This is a genomic window from Candidatus Binatus sp., from assembly GCF_030646925.1.
In the GTDB taxonomy this organism is placed as follows: domain Bacteria; phylum Desulfobacterota; class Binatia; order Binatales; family Binataceae; genus Binatus.
The window spans coordinates 13,143-34,058 of record NZ_JAUSKL010000030.1 but is presented as its reverse complement, the minus strand read 5'-3'; the positions used below and the strand labels follow the sequence as shown (position 1 = coordinate 34,058).

The window sequence follows — 20,916 nt, the reverse complement described above, 5'->3', positions numbered from 1 at the left end:
GATTCGGCCCTGCGGCCCGAAGTCGGCTTCGCGTTCTAATGCGATTCGGCCCTGCGGCCCGAAGTCGGCTTCGCGTTCTATTGCGATTCGGCCCTGCGGCCCGAAGTCGGCTTCGCGGTCGCGAAGTAGATCGGCACGCCGCTCAGCGCGATCAACAGTCCTGGCCAGGTGAAGCGCGGCTTAAGAATCAGCAGATCGATCATCAGCGCGGAAGCAGCAATCACGTAGAGCGCAGGGACAATCGGATAACCCCACGCGCGATACGGCCGCGCTGCGCCGGGGAGGCGGCGGCGCAAGACGAACACCGCGGACACGGTGAGGACGTAGAACATCAACTGCGCGAAGATCACGTAATCCAGCAGTTCGGAGTAAGTGCCCGAGAGCGTCAGCACGCACGCCCAGATGCCTTGCAGGATGAGCGCGATCGCGGGGACGCTGTTGCGATTCAGGCGGCCGGCAGCGGCAAAAAATACGCCGTCGTGCGCCATCGCATAGATGACGCGCGCGCCAGTCAGGATGAGTCCGTTGGCGCATCCGAAGCCCGAGATCATCACGAGTACGGCAGTCAGTCTGGCGCCGGCGCCGCCCCATACCATTTCCATCGCGGCGGCGGCCACGCGATCGCTGGTCGCGTGCGCGATGCCGCGCGCAAAGACCGTCGATGCGCCGGCGGTTCCGGCGGCGGGCAGTTCACACAGGTACGCCACATTAGTGAGGATGTAGAGTGCGATCACGACGCCGGTGCCGATCGCGAGCGCGAGCGGCAAGTCGCGCTTGGGGTTTTTGATTTCGGCCGCGGCGAAGGTGACGCTGGCCCACGCGTCGGCGGAGAACAGCGCACCGACCATCGCGGCGCCGAAGACGCCCGCGGTTGCGATCGAGAAGCCGCCGCCGACACCGGTAAACGCGGCGGCGCTGCCGAAATTGGCGCGGATCGCGGCGGCGTTCGGCGCGATCAGGCAGCCCAGCACCACGATCAACAGCAGCGAGAGAATCTTTGCGCTGGTGAACGAATTCTGCAGCCATTTGCCGAGATCGAGCCCGCGCAGATTCGCGGCAGTGAGTAGCGCGATCACCGCGATCGCGCCGATTCGCTCGCCGGATAGTCCGGCGCCGCCGCTGCCAACGAACAAGTTCGAACCGAGCGCAGGCCAGATCACGCCGGCGAATCTTGCGAACGCCACTGCGACCGCGGCGATCGTGCCGGTCTGGATCACCAGCAGCAGCGTCCAGCCGAACATGAACGCCCACATCCCGCCGTACGCCTCGCGCAGATAGACGTATTGGCCGCCTGCCTCGGGCATCATCGCGGCCAGTTCGCCGTAGGCCAGTGCGCCCGCGATCGTCATCACGCCCGCCACCAGCCATACGAGCAGCAATGCCGCGGGAGTGCCGACCTGGCGCGTGATATCGGCCGAGACGATAAAGATGCCGGAGCCGATCATCGAGCCGGCCACCAGCGTGGTCGAATCGAACAGCGAGAGGCCCGGCTTGAGCTTCTGCGGCGATCGAGTAGTTCGCGGCGCGGCGGTTGTCATCGCGACCGATGGTAGCATCCGGAGCGCGCGCGAGCGCGCATTAGGCGCGCGATTGATCGGAGGCCGGAATCAATAGTTATCGAGGCTGCACGACGAGTTCAGCGTCGAGGGCCATGGGGTTGCCCGCGTGAGAGACTGAACGACTCAGGATCGATCGCTAGCAGGGCGATCGGAGATCGGCGTGCCGATTCAGCGCTGAGCGGCGTGGATTGGAGATCCGGCGATCAGGCTGCCTCGACGCCTGATCGAAGGCGAGCCGAGCGCTCTGCGATCACAGTCCGCGAGTGCCGCAGCGAGTGTCCCGCACGCCGACGGCTCTGGACGGCGCGCGGGAACTCGCTTCGAGAATGTAGATTACGGCGCGGCCGGACTGGGAGCCTCAGCAGGACTTGCCATCGCGGCAGGAGCCTCGGGCGAGGCTGCCGCGTCCGGAGCTGCGGGTGCGGTCTCCTCAGACTTGCTGCAAGCAGCGGCTGCGAAGAACATCGAAACTAGTACCAGAAGCAGGACTTTGCGCATCGCTTCCTCCTTGATTGATCGGTGCACACGTGGCGCGCAAGAACTCGAAACGCGCCAAGAATACGATAGGCGCTGAACAACTTCAAGCTTGCGTTCGCACGGATAGTATACGACATGACGCGCGAGTTCGACTACCTCCAGAAAATATTTTGACTATTTCGCAATCATCTGTATGATCCGATCGTCAAAGTTTCTCTGCCTGATGAACGTGCGAAGTGGAGGGTGCGGTGGAAGTGCGGCGGGCATTGTTGGCTGGCGGCGGACCGGCCTCGCGTCACGATTATCGAATCATTGAACACGAACTCGACATGGTGAGACGCACCGAGCGGCCTCCCGTTGTCGCCAACCGGATTTCAAGAATTCTCAACTGGCTGATGCCAACCAGCGGGTCGGTGGGACCGCCGATGCGATCGGTCGCGCGCGAACTGGAAGAGGCGTTTCCGGCGAGCGATCACTAGCGCGGCGATCTGCCGGGCTCAGCAAGGGGGCGATGATGAGCGCGATCACGCGGATCTCGAGCAATGCGCCGTGGGAGCCGATCGCGGGCTATTCGCGACTGGTGAGAGCGGGCGATATCGTCGCGGTGTCGGGCACCACGGCCACCGACGAGCGCGGACTTATCGTCGGCGCGGGCCAGATGTACGTGCAGGCGCGCCAGGCGATCGGCAATATCCGCGCGGCGCTGGAACGCGCGGGGCTCTTGCTGGAGAACGTGATCCGCACGCGGATGTTCGTCACGGATATCGGCCGGTTCGCGGAAGCGGCGCGCGCGCACAAGGAATTCTTCGGGGACTTTCCGCCGGCGAGCACGATGGTCGAAGTGCGGCGGCTGGTCAATCCAGACATGCTGATCGAGATCGAAGCGGATGCATACGCGGGCGCCGCGGAGAAGGAGCGATCCGATCAGGCACCGTCGAGTAGCGTACCGGTCGAGAGCAAGAAGGCTGCGCCGGCGGCTAAATCGAAAGGCATCGCAGCCGCGAAAAAATCGGCGAAGAAAAAGCCTGCGCCGAAAAAATCCATCCGAAAAAAATAGCGCAGAGAAAGATCCGGGATTCCTCGCGGCGAAGACTTCGCTCGGAATGACGTGAGTGAGGATGCGCGCGTTTGTGCTGTGACGGCGAGGATGGAACCCGAGGTATAGGACGCAGCCTTCGCCTCGGGATGACAAAAATCGAGAGAGCACGCATAGACGAAAAATTCACAGACTTCCAAGAAACTCCACAGGCTAAAGCCTGTTCCCACAGTGAAACGGCCGCAGGCAGCCCACTCAGGCTGATGAAAAGAAAGAACTGGGTGAGTCGGAATGCGAGCGCGTGAACTGAGAATCAGGGTTCCAGCGAGGCGGAGTGGATTCCTTCGGCGCCGCTGGCGGAATGAAACGCGTTCGACGCGATCGCGATATACGGCTGCGGATAGACACCGATCAGCACGGTCGCGATTGCGGCGAGCCCGATTGCCGCGACCAGCGCGGGGCGCGCGCTCATCCGCGATACCTCGACGCCGCCCTCCTGCATGTACATCGCGACCAGCACCGAAAAATAGTAGTAGGCCGAGATGACGCTGTTCAGCACCGCGATCACGACCAGGCCGACGTATCCTTGATGCAGCGCGGCGTAAAATAGATAGAACTTGCCGACGAAGCCGGCCATCGGCGGGACGCCGGTGAGCGAGAGCAGGAACACCGCCATCGCGGCGGCGAGCATCGGATGCGCCGTCGCGAGGCCGCGATAGTCGGCGATTCGATTGCCGACGGCGCCGGTTCGTTCGAGCGCGATCACGACGGCGAAGGCGCCCAGATTGGTGAACGCGTACGCGACCAGGTAGTAGAGAATCGCGCCGCCAGCGCTCGCGCCGGCGGTCATGCCGAGCAGCAGGTAGCCTGCGTGGGCGATCGCGGAGTACGCGAGCATCCGCTTGATGTTGGTTTGCGAGATTGCGATCAGGTTGCCGGCGGTCATCGTGAGCGCGGTAATCACCCACAGCACTGACGACCACTGCGCAGTCAGCGGCGTCAGATCGACCAGGAAGACGCGGATGAAAGCGGCGAACGCCGCGAGCTTCACGCCCACCGCCATGAAGGCCGTCACTGGCGTCGGCGCGCCTTCGTAAACGTCGGGGGTCCACATGTGGAACGGCACCGCCGCGACCTTGAAGCCGAATCCGATCAGCATCATGCCGATGCCGAGCAGCAGCATCGAGTTGGAGGCCATCGCGCCCGACGCGAGCGCATTGTGGATGGGACCGAGCTTGATCGTGCCGGTCGCGCCATATACCAGCGCGATTCCATAGAGCAAGAAGCCGGTCGAGAACGCGCCGAGCAGAAAATATTTGATTGCGGCTTCGTTCGACCTGGGATCGCGCCGCGCGATGCCCGCGAGCACGTACACCGAGAGCGACATCGTTTCGAGGCCGAGAAAAATGATGATCAAATCGCCGGCGGTCGCCATCAGCATCATGCCGAGGACGGAGAAGAGCAGCAGCGAATAATACTCGGCGCCGGGAAGATGATGCTCGCCGGCGTAGTCCAGCGACATCAGGACTGTGAACATCGCGGCGATTAGAATCGCGAGTTCAAAGTACGCGGCGAAGCTGTCGATCGAGATCGCGCCGGCAAATGCGACGCCGCTTTGCCCGACGATTCCGAACGTCAGAACGGTCGCGGCGAAAAGCGCCGCGAGCGTCAGCCAGCCGAGGCCCTCGCTGTCGTCTTCATTCATGCGAATGCCGACGAGCAGGACGACCATCGCGGCGACGGCGACGACGATCATCGGGATGATCGGCAGCCAGACAATGTTGATGGCGGAGACGTTAAATGGCGTCATCGTGCGGCCGCCGTTACTCGGGCTACGCGATCATTCAGGGGAGAAAGCGGTGCGACGCTCGCGAGCCGAGGCGTATCGGTACGCCGATCGATGCGGGCCTGCGCGACATGGACGCGCGCGAGCATCAGATTTACCGACGGCTCCATCCGGCTGATCAGCGGGCGCGGATAAAGGCCCATGAAAAACATGAGTGCGATTATGGGGACCATCACGGCGATTTCGCGGGTCGTGAGGTCGGCGATTTTTTCATTGATGGCTTTGGTGATCGGCCCGAACATCACGCGCTCGTAGGTCCACAGCATGTAGAGCGCGCCGAGGATTACGCCGACGACGGCGAACACGGTCGCGAGGCGAATCCGCAAAAAGCCGCCGAGCATGATCAGAAATTCGCCGACGAAGCCGTTGAGGCCGGGCAGTCCGATCGACGAGAGCATCACGAGCATGAAAATCGCGGCGTACACGGGCACGCGATGCCACAATCCGCCGAACTCGGAAATTTCGCGCGTGTGACGCCGCATATAGAGCATCCCGACCAGCAGGAACAAGCCGCCGGTCGAAATGCCGTGATTCAGCATTTGATAGATCGCACCTTCGATGCCTTGCGGATTGAGCGCGAAGATTCCGAGCATCACGAAACCCAAGTGGCTCACCGACGAATATGCGATGAGCCGTTTCAGGTCGGGCTGCATCATCGCGACCAGCGCGCCGTAGATGATTCCGATTACCGCGAGCGCCATGAAAAGCGGAATCGCTTCGATCGCAACGTCGGGGAACAGCGGAATCGCGAAGCGGAGAAATCCGTAGGTGCCCATCTTGAGCATCACGCCCGCGAGGATCACGGAGCCGGCGGTGGGCGCGTTGGTATGCGCGTCGGGCAGCCACGTATGCACCGGCCACATCGGGACTTTGATCGCGAAGGCGAGCGCGAAAGCCGCGAACAGCCAGCGCGCTTCGGTCATCGTGAGCGGTACCTGGTAGAGCTGCGGCAAATCGAAGGTGAGGCGGCCGATATGCTCGCGGGCGGCGAAGACGAGATACAGAATCGCGACGAGCATCAGCAGCGAGCCAACCATCGTGAACAGCACGAACTTGATCGCGGCGTAAATCCGCTCGCCGTGGCCCCAGATGCCGATCATGAAGTACATCGGAATCAGCATCACTTCCCAGAAAATGTAGAAAAGGAAGAGATCGACCGCGAGCAGAGCGCCGAGCAAGCCAGTTTCAAGCACGAGCACGAAGAAGCAGAACTCGCGCGCGCGTTCCTCGATGTCGCCGCCGCCGGAATAAAGAATCGAGAGCGAGATGAGGATGGTCGTCAGCAGGACGAGGAACAGGCTGATGCCGTCAACGCCGAGGTGATACGAGATGCCGAACGCGGGTATCCACGGATACTCCTCGACGAACTGGTAATCGGCGCGGCGACCGTCGAACACGATGAACAAATAAATGCTGAGCGCGAGCGGGATCAGCGAGAAGACAAACGCGGAATTCCAGATCGTGCGTTCGTCGCTCTGCATCAGGACGAACAGCGCGCCGAGCAGCGGCAGAAAAATGAGAGCGGTGAGCAATCCCGGGCCCATCAGCGCGCCACCAGGTAGAGGTAATAGCCGACGACGCCGAGCGCGCCGAGCAGATAGACGAAGGCATAATGCTGCACGTTGCCGGTTTCGGCGCGGCGCGCGATTTGCCCGGAGGTCGCGACCGAGAGTCCCGCGCCGTTGGCGGCGCCATCGATCGCGTAGGTATCGATGCCGCGATTGAGGACATTCTGGGATCCCCAAAACAGCGGACGCGTCACGACGAAATTGTACAGTTCGTCGATGTAGTACTTGTTGAGCAGCAAGTTGAAGACATCCTTCAGACGCCACGCCAGCAGCATCGGAATTCCCGGCAGGCGCAGGTAGAACACATAAGCCAGCAGGATTCCGACGGCGGACGCGATGCTCGCGACCATCGACAATGAAGCGGCGCTCGCCTCCAACGCGGGTCTGAAAGTGCCGACGACCGGCCCCAAGAATCGCGCGAAGGCGTTGCCCCACAAGAGTCCATCGGGCAGCCCGACCCATCCGCCGACGGTCGCGAGGATCGCGAGCACGATCAGCGGAATCGTCATCGAGGAAGGCGATTCGTGGATGTGATGATCTTTGTCGGGATCGACGCGCGATTCGCCGAAGAACGTCATGAAGATGAGGCGGAACATATAGAAGGAGGTCAGCCCGGCGGTGATGACGCCGAGAATCCAGAGCCAGAAATGTCCCGAGGTGTAGGCGGCCTCGAGAATCAGGTCCTTGGAGAAATAACCGGAGAAGGGTGGCACCGCGGTGATCGCGAGCGTAGCGATGAACATCGTCCCGAACGTGATCGGCAGGCGCGACCGCAGCGCGCCCATCTTGGTCATGTCCTGCTCGCCACCGAGCGCGTGAATCACGGAGCCGGCGCACAGAAACAGCAGTCCTTTGAAGAATGCGTGCGTCATGAGGTGAAAGATGCCCGATGCGAACGCGCCCGAGCCAACGCCGAGGAACATGTAGCCGAGTTGGCTGATGGTCGAGTAGGCGAGCACTTTCTTGATGTCGGGCTGCACGATCGCGATGGTCGCGGCGAAGAGCGCGGTCAAGGCGCCGATCGCGGCGACGAGGTCGAGCGCATTGGGCGCCAGCACGAACAGGAAATTGAGGCGAGCGATCATGTACACGCCGGCGGTGACCATCGTGGCGGCGTGGATCAGCGCGCTGACCGGCGTGGGACCGACCATCGCGTCGGGCAGCCATACGTAGAGCGGAATCTGCGCGGATTTGCCGGTCGCGCCGATGAACAGCAGGATGCCGATCGCTGTCGCGGCGGCGCCGCCGAGCATCGGGGCGTTGTCGCGCAACGCGGTGAAATCGAGCGTCCAGACTCCTTGCGCGCCGAGCGTAGCGACGATCGTGAAGATCGCGAGCAAAAAGCCCGCATCGCCGATTCGATTGACGACGAACGCCTTGCGCCCGTTATACGCGTATTGCGGATTGGTGTACCAGAACGCGATCAGCAGGTACGAGCAGAGGCCGACGCCTTCCCATCCGACGAACATCAGCAGCAAGTTGTTCGCGAGCACGAGGATGAGCATCGAGAGCGCGAACAGGTTCATGTAAGTGAAGAAGCGCGCAACGTCTTCGTCGTGCGCCATGTAGCCGACGGAATAAAGATGAATCAGCGCGCCGACGCCGGTGACGATCATCACCATCACGCCGGAGAGCGCGTCGAGCCGAAGCGCGAAATCGGTGTGGAACTTGCCCGCCTCGATCCATCGCCAGAGATGAGCTGAAAGCGCGCCGCCCGCGGGCATCGAGTAGAGCGTCAAAAACGCCCACGTCGCGACGCCGAACGCGGCAAACATCACGCCGGGGCCGACCAGGTTGACTGCAGTGCGGCCCATCCGCGGGCCGGCGAACATATTGAATACGACGCCGAGCGCGGGGAAGAGCAAAATCAGTGCAAGGGCTGGAAACTCGACTGTCACTATTGCCATCTCGTCAAAGTCATTTGGTCACCATCTCATCAGGGTCATTTCGTCGGCGTGGATGGTTCCGCGACTGCGGAAAATCGAAAGTATGATGCCGAGGCCGACAGCGGCTTCGGCCGCCGCGACGGTCATCACGAAGAACACGATCACCTGCCCGTCCATCGAGCCAAGCCGGCTGCCGAGCGAGATGAACGCGAGGTTGACTGCATTGAGCATCAACTCGATCGACATGAACATCACGAGGATGTTGCGGCGGATGATCACGCCGGCGACGCCGATCGAAAATAGGATCGCGCTGAGCGACATCATGTAGGTCAGCGGAATCATCGCATCTGCTCCATCGCGGGAACTGACTCGGCAGCGGAGACTGCGTCGGCGGCCGGTGCGGGAAGGCGGCGCGCGAGCGCAACCGCGCCGACGATCGCGGCGAGCAGCAGGAATGACGTCACCTCGAAGGCGACCAGGTAATCGGTGAAGAGCTTCTGCGCGAGGCTCTCCATCGATCCGTAGCCCGCAGGTGCGCCCGCGAACTGCACCTGCAGATGCGGCGGCGCGAGGATGAAAAATAGTTCGGTCGCGAGCGCGGCCGCGCCGAGCCATCCGATGAATTTCAAAAACAGATGGCCGGTCGGTCTCGATTCGGTTTGCAGATTCAGGAGCCAGATGACGAACAGAAACAGCACCATGATAGCGCCTGCGTACACGATGATTTGCAGCAGGCCGACAACGACCGCATCTTCGGCGATGAAGAGCAGCGCGACTGTCAGCAGCGTGCCGATCAGTGACAATAGCGAATGGATCGGGTTGCGCTGGATAACGACGCCGAGCGCCGACACGATCGCGAGCGCACCGAGGAATATGTAGAGAAACGGTGGCATCACTGGACGCTCCCGGTCGCGACGATCACGAATGCGGTGACCAGCACGTTGAGCAACCCGAGCGGGACGAGGCCCTTCCAGCCGAGGCGCATCAGTTGGTCGTAGCGGAAGCGCGGCAGGGTCCATCGCACCATGCCGAGAAAGATGCAGAGCGCGACGACTTTGACCATGAACGCGAGCACGCCGAGGATCGAGACGAGCAGCGCCGGGACCGCGAGGAGTGCGCCGCCGGGCAGATGAAAGCCGTCGGGCATCAGCCACGGCACCTGCCATCCGCCGAGAAAAAACGTCGTCAGCAGCATCGCGACCAGCGCCTGCTCGGCGAGATCGGTGAGCATGAAGACGGCCTGCTTGCCGCCGGAATATTCGGTGAAGTAGCCGAGGATGAGTTCCGATTCGCTTTCGGGCAAATCGAACGGCACGCGCTTGGATTCCGCGACGCCCGCGACCAGAAAAATTATGAACGCGAGCGGCTGCGTGAAGAGGCCCCATCGCGGGATGATGCCGAACCAACTGCCGCCCTGTCCGCGCACGATTTCCTGCAGATTCAGCGTGCCGAAGGTCATGATCACCGAGACGATCGCGAGACCCATCGCGAGTTCATACGAGATCATCTGCGCCGTGGCGCGAATACCGCCGAGCAGCGACCATCGATTGTTCGACGACCATCCGGCGAGCACGACGCCGTACACGCCAAGTCCGATCGTCGCGAGCAGATAGAGCGCGCCAGAATCGAGATTGGCGGCCTCGAGACCGACGCGATGCCCCGCGATTGTGATCGAGTCGCCGAACGGAATCACGACGAACGTGATCATCACCGGGAACAACGCGAGGAATGGCGCGAGCGTGTGCAGAAATTTGTCGGCGCCGGCGGGCACGAAATCTTCCTTGGTGAACAGCTTCAGCGGATCGGCGACGAGCGTATTGATGATGCCGAGATTGGGCATCCCGAGGCGCTTGCCGATGCCGGTGACGGTCACGCGATTCGATCCGATGCGATTCTGGATCAGGGCGCTGCCCTTGCGCTCGAAATAGAGCAGGAAAATAGACAGGTTCAACCCGATGAGGATCATCAGGACTGCCTTGATAGCTGAGGCAATCAGGTCAAACGTCACGGGAAGCCAGCTCGTCGATGAGTTTCAGGGTGCTCGCCTCGGTGAGATTCTCGTAGAACTCGGCCTGGTTAAGCTGGAGCATCGGCGCGGTGCCGCAGGACGCGAGGCATTCGACCGACGCCAGCGTGAATTTTCCGTCGGGAGTGGTCTCGCCGAGGCGAACGCCCAGCTTGCGGCTGAGGCAATCGACGATCTGGTCGGCGCCCCGCAGCCGGCACGACAGATTGGTGCATACGTCGAGGAGAAAGCGGCCGACGGGCTTGCGATGGAACATCGTATAGAATGATACGACGGCGCGGACGTGCGCCGGCGGCAATTCCATCAGCGAGGCGACGTAATCCTGCACAGCGTCGGGGAGCCATCCGAATTCACGCTGCGCAATCCATAGCGTCGGCAGCAGGGCCGCCTGGCGAGTCGGATAATGGCCGAGAATGTCGCGATACTCCTGCAGTGCGGCGTCGGAGAACTTGAATTCAGGAGACGACATGGCGAATTATTACCCGACCTTACAGCGAGATTTTGTGCAACCCCTAAATTTTACGAGTTCGAGAATCCAATGTTAGGTAGCCGAAATTCCGCGACTCCGCCAGAGCCCCGCAGACTCGCCGGAATTTCGACAGTGAACTTGCGGGTCCAGTCAGAACGGGTTATCTATCGTCCGCGACCTTGAGGCAAGAGGGCGCGCGAAAAATTCGGCTGGCGATGAGGGTAATTGCGGGAAATGCGCACGGACGGCGGCTCAAGGCGCCGCGCGGTTTGCGAACGCGGCCGACCTCGGCGCGCGCACGCGAATCGATCTTCTCGCGGCTGGCAGTCCGGATGGATTTTGCGGGCGCGCGTGTGCTCGATATTTTCGCGGGCAGCGGCTCGCTCGGTATCGAGGCGATTTCGCGCGGCGCGGCGCATGCGACTTTCGTCGATTCTTCGCGCGACTCTGCGGCGGTGATTCGCGACAACCTCGCGCAGTTGGAGATCGCCGATCGTGCGCGATTGATGACGACCGACGTTCATCGCGCGCTCGCGGAACTCGACGCCGCGCACAATGCGTTCGATCTGGTGTTCGTCGATGCGCCGTTCAAGGACGACATGAGCAACGACGTGATGCGGATGCTCGCGCAGTTCGACCTGGTCGCGCCGGGCGGAATGGTAGTGGTGGAGCAATCGAAGCGCGCACCAGAAGCGCCGCCCGCGCCGGCCGGCCATGAGCGCATCTACGTGGCAACTATCGGCGACCATCGGATCGCCTTGTATCGACGAAACGCGACAATGCCGATAAATAATGGGTGACGGTCTGAACGTTATGGCGAACAGAACAAAAGAGCGCGCGCCGTTGATTGCGGTCTATCCCGGCAGCTTCGATCCGATTCACAACGGGCATATCGACGTGATTCGGCGCAGCGTGCTGGTGTTCGACGAGGTGATCGTCGCCGTCACCTACAATCCGCACAAGGATACGGCGCTGTTCTCGGCCGACGAACGCGTCGAGATAATTCGCGAAGTGATCCACGACCTCGAGCCGCGCGCGCGGGTGGACAAATTCAGCGGACTCTCGGTCGATTATGCGGAGCGAATCGGCGCGAAGGTGCTGCTGCGTTCGCTGCGCTCGGTGACCGACTTCGATTACGAAATGGAAATGACTCAGATGAACAAGAAGATGGCGCCGAATATCGAGACCGTCTTCATGTTCTCCGATCCCAAGCTGTTCTTCACCGCGTCGCGGCTGATCAAGGAAGTCGCGAGCTACGGCAAACGGGTGCCGGAACTGGTGCCCGAGCTGGTGATGACCCGGCTGCGCTCGAAACTAAAGCTGAGTTGAGCGGCGGCGCTTCGCGCGCATTCGAGGGTGCGGTGTTTTCAGCTCCGCGCTAACGGTACAATCTCGGCGAGCGACGCGCCATTCGCGGCGCGCGCACTCTCAATCGAGAATAAAGGATGCTCAAGTTGAACCGGAGAATTGCCGCGATAAAAACCTCGGCCACGATGGCGGCGGATGCGCGCGCCACCGAAATGAGGCTCGCGGGAATCGACGTCGTCCCGCTCGCGGCGGGCGAGCCGGACTTCGACACGCCTGAGCGAATCAAGGATGCGGCGCGCAAAGCAATCGCGGGCGGCCAGACCAAGTACACGCCGGTCGGCGGCACCTCCGCGCTGAAAAAAGCGATCCAGCAGAAGCTGAAGCGCGACAATCAACTCGACTACGAGCTGAACGAAATAATCGCGTCGGCCGGCGCGAAGCAGTCCGAGGCCAACGTGATCGCGGCGCTGTTCGACGAAGGCGACGAGGTCATCATCCCGACGCCCGCGTGGGTCAGCTTCGCCGCGATGGTTTCGCTGTCGGGCGCCGAGCCGAAGTTCCTGCCGTGCTCCGAGGAATCGGGCTTCATCCTCGAGCCCGACGCGCTGCGGCGCGCGATCACGCCGCGCACGCGCGGAATCATGCTCAACTCGCCGTCGAATCCAACCGGCGCGGTGTACGGCGCGGAGCAACTCTCGGCGATCGCGAAGGTGCTGCTCGATGCTGACATCTGGGTGATGTCGGACGACGTTTACGAGCACATCGTGTATGAGGGAACGATACCGCATCTTTTTGATATCGAGCCGCAACTGAAGCCGCGCGGAATCGTGTTCAACTCGCTGTCGAAAACCTACGCGATGACCGGATGGCGAATCGGATTCGCGGCGGGCCCGCAGGAAGTTATCGCGGCGGCGGGACGCTTGCAGAGCCAGAACAGCGGCAATCCGAGTTCAGTGACGCAGGCCGCGGCGATCGAGGCGCTGACCGGTCCGCAGGACGAGCTCGCGCCGATGCTCGAGGCGTTTCGCGCGCGCAATGCGCTGGTCGTCGAGCGCGTCCGGCGAATCCCGGGGTTCGCGCTGCCGACCGTGCCGCAGGGCGCGTTCTATGTTTTTCCCAACGTATCGGGCCTGCTCGGCACGTCGCACAACGGCGCGAAAATCACCGACGGCGATTCGCTGGCGGCCTATCTGCTCGACCAGGCGCACGTCTCGCTGGTCGGCGGTAACGATTTTGGCGCGCCCGATCACGTGAGGATTTCGTATGCGACCTCGATCGAAAATCTGAACGAGGGGTTCGATCGAATCGAGCGCGCGGTCGCGAAACTCTCGAGTTAGCCCGAAATTAGCTGGGCTGTGATTGAGCGCGAGTAGATGAAATTCGGCGGCATTATCGATTCTCGCCGCGCCTGCGCCGAAAAACCGCCGATGAAATTCATCCGCAGAATCGCGATTGTGATCGTGGCGCTGGCGATGTTCGCGCCGCCGGCGTCGCGAGCGGAGGATCGTCTTCATCCAGCCGCGAACGTTCATGGACGCGGACGAATCGTCATCCTGATGGTGTTGGACGGCCTGCGGCCCGACCTCGTCACGCAGCGCGATACGCCGAATCTTTACCGCATGATGCGCGAGGGCGTGCGTTTCGATCGCCATCATTCGCTGTTTCCGACGCTCACGATGGTCAACGGGGCCGCGCTCGCGACTGGCGCGTCGCCCGGCGTCAACGGTCTCGCCGGCAACGTGGTTTTTCTGAAGCCGCCGGCCGGCGTGCAGGGCACGACTTCGCCGGCGATCGCGACCGATCCGGCCGGCCGCATGGTGTTCGTCGAGAATACCAAGACGCTCATCGATTTGAACGAGCCGACCGGGTTCGCGGGACGGCTGCTCGGACTGGATACCGGCGCGCAGGAGGTCGAGCGCGAGGGCGGCTATCTCGCGATCATCGGCAAGCAGGGTCCGACGATCTTGTTCGACGATCGCGTTCATGGCGTCGCCAACGGCAAGGATTCGCTCGGGCAGGCGCACGCGGACTACCTGTTCGTCTCGGACGACGTGGTCGAGCCGGCCGCCGAGGCGGAGAAGATTCAGGCTGCGATGCCGGCGCGTTCGAGGGCCGGCGTCCTTGACGATCAGCGCGATTTGTATTTCACGCGGCTGGTGGTCGAGAAGGCGATTCCCGCGGCCAGGCGCGCGGCCGAGGCGGGCCGTCCCGCGCTGATCGTTTTGTGGCAGCACAATCCCGATGTAACGCAGCACGCCGCTGGCCTCGGGACGTTGCCGGCGGAGGAGGCGCTCAACCTCGCCGACAGCAATCTGCTGAAGATTCGCACCGCGATAGATTCCGGCGGCATCGCGGATAAAACCGATCTGATCGTCGTGTCGGATCACGGCTTCGCGACCGTCAAATATCGATTGGTGCTGTCCGAGCTGCTGGTATCTGCGGGCGTCAAGAGAGCGCTCGACAGTCCCGAGATTACCGTCGCGCCGAATGGCGGCGCCGACCTCATCTATCTCTCGCCCAGCGAGTTTCCGACGCGTGAGCAGCGCCGCGCGATCCTGCAGAAAATCGTGAACTTCGCTGAAGCGCAGGAATGGTGCGGTCCGATCTTCTCGCGCGACCTCGCGCAACCCGCCGCCGATACTCCGCGCAAGCGGCGCGCCCGCAATCCCGCGCGGCCGTTCCTCGGCTGGATCGATGGCACGTTCAGCCAGTCAATCATCGGCCTTTACAATTCGGAGCGCTCGCCCGATCTGGTGATCTCGTTCGGCGAGCTGCCCGATATCGACAATCGCGACTACACCGGCCCGGCACATCCGGGCTTCGCGCTCGGCAAATCCGGCCAGATGTCGTCGCCGAACCGTTCTAAGGAACTGATTCATCCGGTTAAGGGCCTGATGTACGCCGACGTCGGCGACAACGACAAATTCACCACGGGCATGGGCATGCACGGTTCTGCGGGCGAGCGCGAGATTCACAATTTTTGCGCGGCGACCGGACCGGACTTCCGCCGCGGCTACGTGGACTTGAATCCGACTTCGAATATCGACGTCGCGCCGACGATCACGCGGATACTCGGCACGCTGCCGAACGTCGGTCCGGGCGGCGTGATTCCCACCGGGCGCGTGATGACCGAGGCGCTGGTGGACGGGCAGCGTTCCGCGGGCGGCGCGCATACACAGACGATGACGACCAGCCTCGAACTGCAGGGCGTCAAGGCCGTCGCGAGCATCCGCGTGACCTGGATCGGCGACGAACCGTATCTTGATAGCTCGTCGGTCGCGCGCGTGCCGCTCGGCAGCTCGCCGTAGTGTGCACATGAACCGGAGGTAGCTTGCATGATCAAGTTGTATGGCACCTCGATGTCGCGTGCGGCGCGATGCCTGTGGGCGCTGGAGGAATTGAATCTCAAGTACGAGCATATCCCGGTTTCATTTCCGGGATATCCGGTCACGCCCGCCAGTCCGACTCGTCAGCCCGACTTTCTGAAAATTAATCCCAACGGACACATCCCGGCGCTCGACGACGACGGCCAGATTTTTTCGGAATCGATGGCGATCAATCTCTATCTCGCAGAGAAGTACGGACAGGGATCGCGGTGGCCTAAGTCGATCGAGGATCGCGCGGCGACCTACCAGTGGAGTTTCTGGGGGATGTGCGAAGTCGAGCCGCATCTGGGCACGCTCTTGATGCATCGGATTTTCTTCGCGCCCGAGTTGCGCGACGAAAACGCCGCGATTGCGGCTGCCGAGGCATTGAAGGCGCCGTTCAAGGTGCTCGACGATCATCTGCAGGGACGCGAATACATCCTCGGCAATGACTTTACGATCGCCGATCTCAACGTCGCATCGATCCTGAATCTCGCGATGCTCATGAGCGTCGGGCTGGCATCGACGCCGGCGCTGCGGCGCTGGCTGGAAAAATGTCTCGCGCGCGACGCGAATCAGAAGACTCGCAACATGAGATAAGCTGCGCCGACGCGCTGATCGCAGGTCGCCGAGCACTGGTTACATCCGATCGGGTATAGTTGGCTGGCTATTGTTAGCCGCGACGCCCGCGCGCGCGAAAATCGATCGCCAAAGGGAGCCCCGAATGCTGAGAAGATTCTTCAGATGGATTTTACGAACAGCGCTCATCCTGTTCGCATTTTTTCTGGTCGTCGTGATCTCCGAGTACATCGCGCATCGCGTGCAGCCCGGCTCCGTGCTTTTGGTCAGCATGAGGGGACCGGTGGTCGAGCGCGGCGACGGCGGACTGCTCGGCCTGATGAACCCGCATCAGACTCCGCTCAACGAACTGCGCAGCGCGATCGATCACGCCGCCAAGGACGAGCGCATCGTGGGCATCGCGATCGAGGTGATCGATCCCGAGATGGAACTCGCGCAGGCGCAGGAGATCGTGCAGCTAATCAAGGGCTTCAAGGCGAACAACAAATGGACAAGCGCGTATATCGAGACGGCGGGCGAAGCCGACCCGGGCAATTTGCCGTACATGGTCGCGAGCACCGCCGACGAAGTCTCGCTGATGCCGCAGGGCGAGCTCAATCTGATCGGCGTAGGCGTGCGCGAGTTGTTCGCGCGCGGCACGCTCGACTGGCTCGGAATCGTGCCGAACTTCTCCGCCTTCGGGCAATACAAGTCGGCGGCCAACATGTTCCTCAACAAGGATTTCACTGCCGAGCAGAAACTCGAGGATGAGGCGCTGGTCGGCAGCATGTTCGATCAGATCGTCGCGGCGACGGTCGCGCAGCGCAAACTCACATCCGAGAATGTGAAGTCGCTGATCGATCAGGCGCCTCTCAATGCGCAAGCTTCGCTGAAGGCGCATCTGGTCGATCGAATCGAGTACCACGATCAATTCACCGAGCGCGTGAAGCATCATGGCGGCGGCGCCGAGCACAAGATCGTCGAGTACGCGAACTACCGGCGGCCGGGGATGTTCTCCAGGCTTAAGGGCCCGGGCGACGAGATCGCGGTGATCTATGGCGAAGGCGATATCCAGCGCGGCGATAGCGGGATCAATCCGCTCTCCGGTCCGGGCGCGCCCGCGATGACCTCCGACGATCTCACCGAGGCGTTCAAGACCGCGCGCGAGGACGACAACGTCCGCGCCGTGCTGTTCCGGGTGGACTCGCCGGGCGGCTCGGTGATCGCCTCCGAACTGATTCGGCGCGAAGTCGAGTTGACCGCCAAATCCAAGCCGGTGGTCGTCAGTATGTCGAGTTTCGCCGCATCCGGCGGTTACTGGGTGTCGGCGCCGGCCGCGAAGATTTTCGCCGAGCCCGGCACGATCACCGGCTCGATCGGCGTGGTCGGCGGAAAATTCAACGTCTCGCCCGCGGTGCAGAAGCTGTACGCCAACACTGGCGCCGTGACCCGCGGCGCCAACGTCGAGATGTTCAGCATGTGGACCGATTTCACCCCCGGACAGGCGAAACTGTTCCACGACCAGATGCTCGGCGATACCTACCGGGATTTTCTGAAGATCGTCGCGGACGGACGGCACATGAAGACCGAAGAAGTCGATGCGGTAGCCCAAGGGCGGGTCTGGACCGGCGAGCAGGCGCTCAAGATCAAGCTGGTCGATTCGCTCGGCGGCTTCGACGACGCGATGACGGCGGCAAAATCGATGGCGCGGCTGTCGGTCGATCAGCCAGTCGGTATCATCGAACTGCCGGAGCGTCCGGGACTGCTGCAATCGCTGTTGAGCGGCAAGATTGGCGCGTCACTCGGCGCGGGCGCGACCAATCGATTTGCGGATCCGCTGATCCAGTTGATTCGCGCGGCGCTCAGCGGGCGCAGTGTGTTCCGGGCGGTCTATTGCCCGATAATTCCGGTGCTCTAGACTTCGCCGCGGGAGGCGCGAATTTGTTAGATTCAACCTCGAGACGAGCGCGATGAATCCGCATATCGAAACGTTCCGGTAAGGCTCATGAAAGAGACGATCGTCGGCCTCGTGATGGTCGGGGTGACCGCGGCCTATTTTTATTGGGTCGCGCGGCATCGCTACAAATGTCCAATCTGCGGGCGTTACGTAAAATACGACGATGTCAACTGCCCGCACTGTGGCAACGACATGATGTTCAAGCATCGCGCCGGACCAGAGCCTGTTCCGCGCGCCGCCTCCGACTTGCGCCGCCCTAAACGCCGACACTAGAAGTAATCGCACAGCTATGCCACAGGCTAAAGCCTGTGCCACCCAGACGGTGATCGATCGCGGCCGGACTTGCGGTCGTCAAAGGAGTCCGATGTTTGTAAACATCAATGGCACTCGCATCCACTACTTGGCCGAAGGCAACGGACTGCCGTGCGTGATTCCGACGCTGGCGGGATCGCCGATCTATGAGCGCACGTTCTCGAAGAAATTGCGGGAGCATCTGCAACTGATATTCGTCGAGTTGCGGGCGAATCGATCCGACGTCGGCGACGTGAACGCGCTCACGCTCGACTCGATCGTGGACGACCTCGATCGCTTCCGCGCCGCGCTGAATCTCGAGCGAATCGCGGTGCTGGGGCATTCGGGGCACGGCTTCCTTGCCTTGCAGTACGCGGTGCGGCATCCGGAGCGCATCTCGCACGCGATCATGGTCGCCACCGCCCCGATGTTCGGTCCCGCGCTCGAGGCGGAGCAGGCGCGAAGCTGGGATACGCTCGCCTCGCAGAGACGCAAGGACATCCTGGCGCGCAATCACGAACGCGTCGGCGACCTGATGCGCAACGCGGCGACCGACGAAGCGATGATCGCCGGCTACGTCGCGAACGGTCCGCTCTTCTGGTACGACGCCGAGTTCGATTGCACCGAACTATGGGGCGGGCAAAGGCCAAGCGCGAAAATTTTCGAGCGCTTCTGGGGACCCGGCGGCGAGTTCAGCAAGTTCGATCCAAAAACGGCATTGCCCAAGATCAAATGTCCGGTTTTCATCGCGTCGGGGAATTTCGATTTCGCTACCGTCTCGACCGCATGGCACAAGACCAAGGATCTGATCTCGAATCATACGTTTCGCGCGTTCGAAAAAAGCGGGCATTATCCGCATTTCGAGGAGCAGGAGTTGTTCGACGCGACGTTGCTCGAGTGGCTCAAAACTCACTGATTGGCTACTCAGCGGCGCCGGGATTAGCTACTTGGTATCGCGGCCGCGCGGCGGACCTGCCGGATGAACTCATCGATCTCGCGGCGATTGTTGACCGGCATCCGCTCGAATTCGACGCCGACTTTCAGATCGGCGAAGAATCCCGCCGGATCTTCGTGAAAGTGCAGGAAGCCGACCGAGCCGCGATAGAACGTGCCGCGCTTCTTTTCCTTCAAGCCCGCGAGCTTCCGAATCTCCGCAATGATCGGCTCGAGACTACCGAGCGCCGTTGGCCCCGCGTGCTTCACTGAGTAATCTCTGGATAGCTACTGCAATAGCTACATCGATAGTTAGTCGCTTCCAGGTGTTCGTTTCCGTCGCTACTCACATCACGCCGGTTTATCTACGCGGGCTTATCCTGGCTGACCGGAGCCCGCGCGGCGATCAGTACCTTATCTTCATATAGCACCGCGATCTCGGCCGGCGTCAGCCCGAGCACTTCGTTCAGAATCGCATCGTTGTCGCCGCCGACCGCCGACGCCTTCAGGTCGGTGCGATCCGGCCAGGTCGAGAATTTCACCGGCAATCCCGGAATGTCGAACTCGCCCATCGTGCCGTATTTCACGCGGCGTACGGTTTTGCGCTGGCGCATATGCGGCTGCGCGATCGTTTCTTCGACCTTGTAAACCGGCGCGCATGGCACGCGCTCCGCATCCAGCACCTTGAGTGCCGCGTCGCGATCGGGAAACGTCGCGAGCCATTCCTCGAAGATGCGCTTGAACTCGAGGTTGTTCTTCAACCGATCGCGATTGGTCTTGAAGCGCGCGTCCTCGGCGAGGTCCGGACGCTTCATCGCGCGCCACAGTCGTGCGATTTCGTGCTGCTGCATGATCAGAAAAATGTAGCCGCCCGGTGCCTGATAGGCGCCGCACGGGCTACCGGTCGGATGCAATGATCCGCCACGCTTCGGCGACCACTTGCCGGGCCGCAGCGATACCACCGGCACCGACGCGTCGTGCATGTGGAAGTAGGTGTCGAGTAATGACGCATCGAGGTATTGACCCTCGCCGCTGCGCTCGCGATTGAGCAGCGCGAAGCCCACCGCCATCGCGGATGCGACGCCGGTCGAGACATCTCCGATCGCCATCGCGGGCACCGACGGCGCGCGATCGGGCTCGCCGATCTGATCGAGCACGCCGGCGAGCGACGCGCCCAGGAAGTCGTAGCCCGGCTTGTAGCTTAGCGGCCCGGTCTGCCCCGCGACCGAGATCGAACACATGATGATGCGCGGATTGATCCTGCGGACCGCCGCGTAGCCGAAGCCCATCTCCGCGATCACTCCGGGCGCGAAGTTCTCCACCACCACGTCGATTTTCGGAATCATCGCGAGAATCAGTTCGCGCGCGCGCGGGTTGCGCAGATCGAGCGCGAGGCTGCGCTTCGAATGATTGTGCTGAAAATAGTAAGTGCTGAGTCCGTCGCGAACGAGGCCGAGCTTTCGCACGTGATCGCCGCTTAGGCTGCGCTCGACCTTGATCACGTCCGCGCCCATCTCGGCGAGAATCCGGGTGCAGGTCGGACCCGCGACAAAATGCGTGAAATCCAGCACGCGATAGCCTTCGAGCATCCGGGGTTTCTGGTCCATGCCGGAATATCTCTCAATCAGGTCCGGCGC

General features: G+C 62.0%; 20 protein-coding genes. 10 read left to right on the top strand and 10 right to left on the bottom strand.

The features are described 5' to 3' along the window. Window positions 1–77: 77 nt before the first annotated feature. On the bottom strand, window positions 78–1,556 hold the full coding sequence (locus Q7S58_RS04675) for an APC family permease (protein WP_304821340.1): 1,479 nt from the start codon (window positions 1,554–1,556) through the stop codon (window positions 78–80). 728 nt (window positions 1,557–2,284) lie between these two features. On the opposite strand from Q7S58_RS04675, the gene Q7S58_RS04670 reads away from it, so the two are divergent. Both Q7S58_RS04670 and Q7S58_RS04665 read left to right on the top strand, forming a co-directional pair. Continuing rightward, complete coding sequence (locus Q7S58_RS04670) at window positions 2,285–2,515, top strand: hypothetical protein (RefSeq protein ID WP_304821338.1); 231 nt, start codon at window positions 2,285–2,287, stop codon at window positions 2,513–2,515. Between the two features lie 32 nt (window positions 2,516–2,547). Then, window positions 2,548–3,093: a RidA family protein gene (locus Q7S58_RS04665; protein ID WP_304821336.1), complete on the top strand. Its 546-nt coding sequence runs from the start codon at window positions 2,548–2,550 to the stop codon at window positions 3,091–3,093. A 292-nt stretch (window positions 3,094–3,385) separates the two neighbouring features. Here the strand turns inward: Q7S58_RS04665 and Q7S58_RS04660 are convergent, their stop codons facing one another. Genes Q7S58_RS04660 through nuoE form a run of 7 tightly spaced genes read right to left on the bottom strand, consistent with a single transcriptional unit; the run spans window position 3,386 to window position 10,867 of the window. Then, window positions 3,386–4,882, bottom strand: coding sequence for an NADH-quinone oxidoreductase subunit N (locus Q7S58_RS04660; RefSeq protein ID WP_304821334.1), 1,497 nt, complete (start codon window positions 4,880–4,882; stop codon window positions 3,386–3,388). Beyond that, complete coding sequence (locus tag Q7S58_RS04655; RefSeq protein ID WP_304821332.1) at window positions 4,879–6,462, bottom strand: NADH-quinone oxidoreductase subunit M; 1,584 nt, start codon at window positions 6,460–6,462, stop codon at window positions 4,879–4,881. Before Q7S58_RS04655 ends, Q7S58_RS04660 begins: the two co-directional genes overlap by 4 nt. Next, on the bottom strand, window positions 6,462–8,393 hold the full coding sequence (gene nuoL / locus Q7S58_RS04650; RefSeq protein WP_304821330.1) for an NADH-quinone oxidoreductase subunit L: 1,932 nt from the start codon (window positions 8,391–8,393) through the stop codon (window positions 6,462–6,464). The genes Q7S58_RS04655 and nuoL overlap by 1 nt, the downstream gene beginning before the upstream one ends. Before the next feature lie 18 nt (window positions 8,394–8,411). Further along, window positions 8,412–8,714 carry an NADH-quinone oxidoreductase subunit NuoK gene (nuoK, locus tag Q7S58_RS04645; RefSeq protein WP_304821328.1) on the bottom strand — a complete coding sequence of 101 codons (303 nt, stop codon included), beginning with the start codon at window positions 8,712–8,714 and terminating at the stop codon, window positions 8,412–8,414. Then, window positions 8,711–9,265, bottom strand: coding sequence for an NADH-quinone oxidoreductase subunit J (locus tag Q7S58_RS04640; protein WP_304821326.1), 555 nt, complete (start codon window positions 9,263–9,265; stop codon window positions 8,711–8,713). The genes nuoK and Q7S58_RS04640 overlap by 4 nt, the downstream gene beginning before the upstream one ends. Then, a complete protein-coding gene (locus tag Q7S58_RS04635; protein ID WP_304821324.1) occupies window positions 9,265–10,380 on the bottom strand; it encodes a complex I subunit 1 family protein in 1,116 nt (371 codons plus the stop codon). Before Q7S58_RS04635 ends, Q7S58_RS04640 begins: the two co-directional genes overlap by 1 nt. Next, complete coding sequence (gene nuoE / locus Q7S58_RS04630; RefSeq protein WP_304821322.1) at window positions 10,370–10,867, bottom strand: NAD(P)H-dependent oxidoreductase subunit E; 498 nt, start codon at window positions 10,865–10,867, stop codon at window positions 10,370–10,372. The genes Q7S58_RS04635 and nuoE overlap by 11 nt, the downstream gene beginning before the upstream one ends. Before the next feature lie 215 nt (window positions 10,868–11,082). On the opposite strand from nuoE, the gene rsmD reads away from it, so the two are divergent. From rsmD to Q7S58_RS04590, 8 genes are all read left to right on the top strand, one after another. After that, window positions 11,083–11,667 (top strand): 16S rRNA (guanine(966)-N(2))-methyltransferase RsmD, encoded by a 585-nt coding sequence (rsmD, locus tag Q7S58_RS04625; RefSeq protein WP_304821320.1) that lies wholly within the window; start codon window positions 11,083–11,085, stop codon window positions 11,665–11,667. Between the two features lie 13 nt (window positions 11,668–11,680). Beyond that, the gene (gene coaD / locus Q7S58_RS04620; protein ID WP_304821318.1) at window positions 11,681–12,196 is read left to right on the top strand and encodes a pantetheine-phosphate adenylyltransferase; all 516 of its coding nucleotides are present in this window, start codon (window positions 11,681–11,683) and stop codon (window positions 12,194–12,196) included. Between the two features lie 116 nt (window positions 12,197–12,312). Then, window positions 12,313–13,512 carry a pyridoxal phosphate-dependent aminotransferase gene (locus Q7S58_RS04615; protein WP_304821316.1) on the top strand — a complete coding sequence of 400 codons (1,200 nt, stop codon included), beginning with the start codon at window positions 12,313–12,315 and terminating at the stop codon, window positions 13,510–13,512. 36 nt (window positions 13,513–13,548) lie between these two features. Next, window positions 13,549–15,483, top strand: a complete 1,935-nt coding sequence (locus tag Q7S58_RS04610) for an alkaline phosphatase family protein (RefSeq protein WP_304821314.1) — start codon at window positions 13,549–13,551, stop codon at window positions 15,481–15,483. 27 nt (window positions 15,484–15,510) lie between these two features. Next, window positions 15,511–16,140 carry a glutathione S-transferase family protein gene (locus tag Q7S58_RS04605; protein WP_304821312.1) on the top strand — a complete coding sequence of 210 codons (630 nt, stop codon included), beginning with the start codon at window positions 15,511–15,513 and terminating at the stop codon, window positions 16,138–16,140. A gap of 124 nt (window positions 16,141–16,264) precedes the next feature. Next, a complete protein-coding gene (gene sppA, locus Q7S58_RS04600) occupies window positions 16,265–18,016 on the top strand; it encodes a signal peptide peptidase SppA (RefSeq protein WP_304821311.1) in 1,752 nt (583 codons plus the stop codon). 87 nt (window positions 18,017–18,103) lie between these two features. After that, window positions 18,104–18,328 (top strand): zinc ribbon domain-containing protein, encoded by a 225-nt coding sequence (locus tag Q7S58_RS04595; protein ID WP_304821309.1) that lies wholly within the window; start codon window positions 18,104–18,106, stop codon window positions 18,326–18,328. Between the two features lie 91 nt (window positions 18,329–18,419). Further along, window positions 18,420–19,262 (top strand): alpha/beta fold hydrolase, encoded by an 843-nt coding sequence (locus Q7S58_RS04590; protein ID WP_304821307.1) that lies wholly within the window; start codon window positions 18,420–18,422, stop codon window positions 19,260–19,262. A 23-nt stretch (window positions 19,263–19,285) separates the two neighbouring features. Here Q7S58_RS04590 and Q7S58_RS04585 read toward each other — a convergent pair whose 3' ends face one another. Then, window positions 19,286–19,549 (bottom strand): hypothetical protein, encoded by a 264-nt coding sequence (locus Q7S58_RS04585; protein ID WP_304821306.1) that lies wholly within the window; start codon window positions 19,547–19,549, stop codon window positions 19,286–19,288. Between the two features lie 95 nt (window positions 19,550–19,644). Further along, window positions 19,645–20,886 carry a CaiB/BaiF CoA-transferase family protein gene (locus Q7S58_RS04580; protein ID WP_304821303.1) on the bottom strand — a complete coding sequence of 414 codons (1,242 nt, stop codon included), beginning with the start codon at window positions 20,884–20,886 and terminating at the stop codon, window positions 19,645–19,647. Window positions 20,887–20,916 lie beyond the last annotated feature (30 nt).

Excerpts from the sequence above, each read along its gene's own strand:
- Q7S58_RS04595 (WP_304821309.1), top strand. The coding sequence starts at position 18,104 with ATGAAAGAGACGATCGTCGGCCTCGTGATGGTCGGGGTGACCGCGGCC.
- Q7S58_RS04665 (WP_304821336.1), top strand. The coding sequence starts at position 2,548 with ATGATGAGCGCGATCACGCGGATCTCGAGCAATGCGCCGTGGGAGCCG.
- Q7S58_RS04610 (WP_304821314.1), top strand. The coding sequence starts at position 13,549 with ATGAAATTCGGCGGCATTATCGATTCTCGCCGCGCCTGCGCCGAAAAA.
- Q7S58_RS04580 (WP_304821303.1), bottom strand. The coding sequence starts at position 20,886 with ATGGACCAGAAACCCCGGATGCTCGAAGGCTATCGCGTGCTGGATTTC.
- coaD (WP_304821318.1), top strand. The coding sequence starts at position 11,681 with ATGGCGAACAGAACAAAAGAGCGCGCGCCGTTGATTGCGGTCTATCCC.
- rsmD (WP_304821320.1), top strand. The coding sequence starts at position 11,083 with ATGAGGGTAATTGCGGGAAATGCGCACGGACGGCGGCTCAAGGCGCCG.
- Q7S58_RS04640 (WP_304821326.1), bottom strand. The coding sequence starts at position 9,265 with ATGCCACCGTTTCTCTACATATTCCTCGGTGCGCTCGCGATCGTGTCG.
- Q7S58_RS04605 (WP_304821312.1), top strand. The coding sequence starts at position 15,511 with ATGATCAAGTTGTATGGCACCTCGATGTCGCGTGCGGCGCGATGCCTG.
- Q7S58_RS04615 (WP_304821316.1), top strand. The coding sequence starts at position 12,313 with ATGCTCAAGTTGAACCGGAGAATTGCCGCGATAAAAACCTCGGCCACG.
- Q7S58_RS04590 (WP_304821307.1), top strand. The coding sequence starts at position 18,420 with ATGTTTGTAAACATCAATGGCACTCGCATCCACTACTTGGCCGAAGGC.
- Q7S58_RS04655 (WP_304821332.1), bottom strand. The coding sequence starts at position 6,462 with ATGGGCCCGGGATTGCTCACCGCTCTCATTTTTCTGCCGCTGCTCGGC.
- Q7S58_RS04675 (WP_304821340.1), bottom strand. The coding sequence starts at position 1,556 with ATGCTACCATCGGTCGCGATGACAACCGCCGCGCCGCGAACTACTCGA.
- nuoE (WP_304821322.1), bottom strand. The coding sequence starts at position 10,867 with ATGTCGTCTCCTGAATTCAAGTTCTCCGACGCCGCACTGCAGGAGTAT.
- nuoK (WP_304821328.1), bottom strand. The coding sequence starts at position 8,714 with ATGATTCCGCTGACCTACATGATGTCGCTCAGCGCGATCCTATTTTCG.
- nuoL (WP_304821330.1), bottom strand. The coding sequence starts at position 8,393 with ATGGCAATAGTGACAGTCGAGTTTCCAGCCCTTGCACTGATTTTGCTC.
- Q7S58_RS04660 (WP_304821334.1), bottom strand. The coding sequence starts at position 4,882 with ATGACGCCATTTAACGTCTCCGCCATCAACATTGTCTGGCTGCCGATC.
- sppA (WP_304821311.1), top strand. The coding sequence starts at position 16,265 with ATGCTGAGAAGATTCTTCAGATGGATTTTACGAACAGCGCTCATCCTG.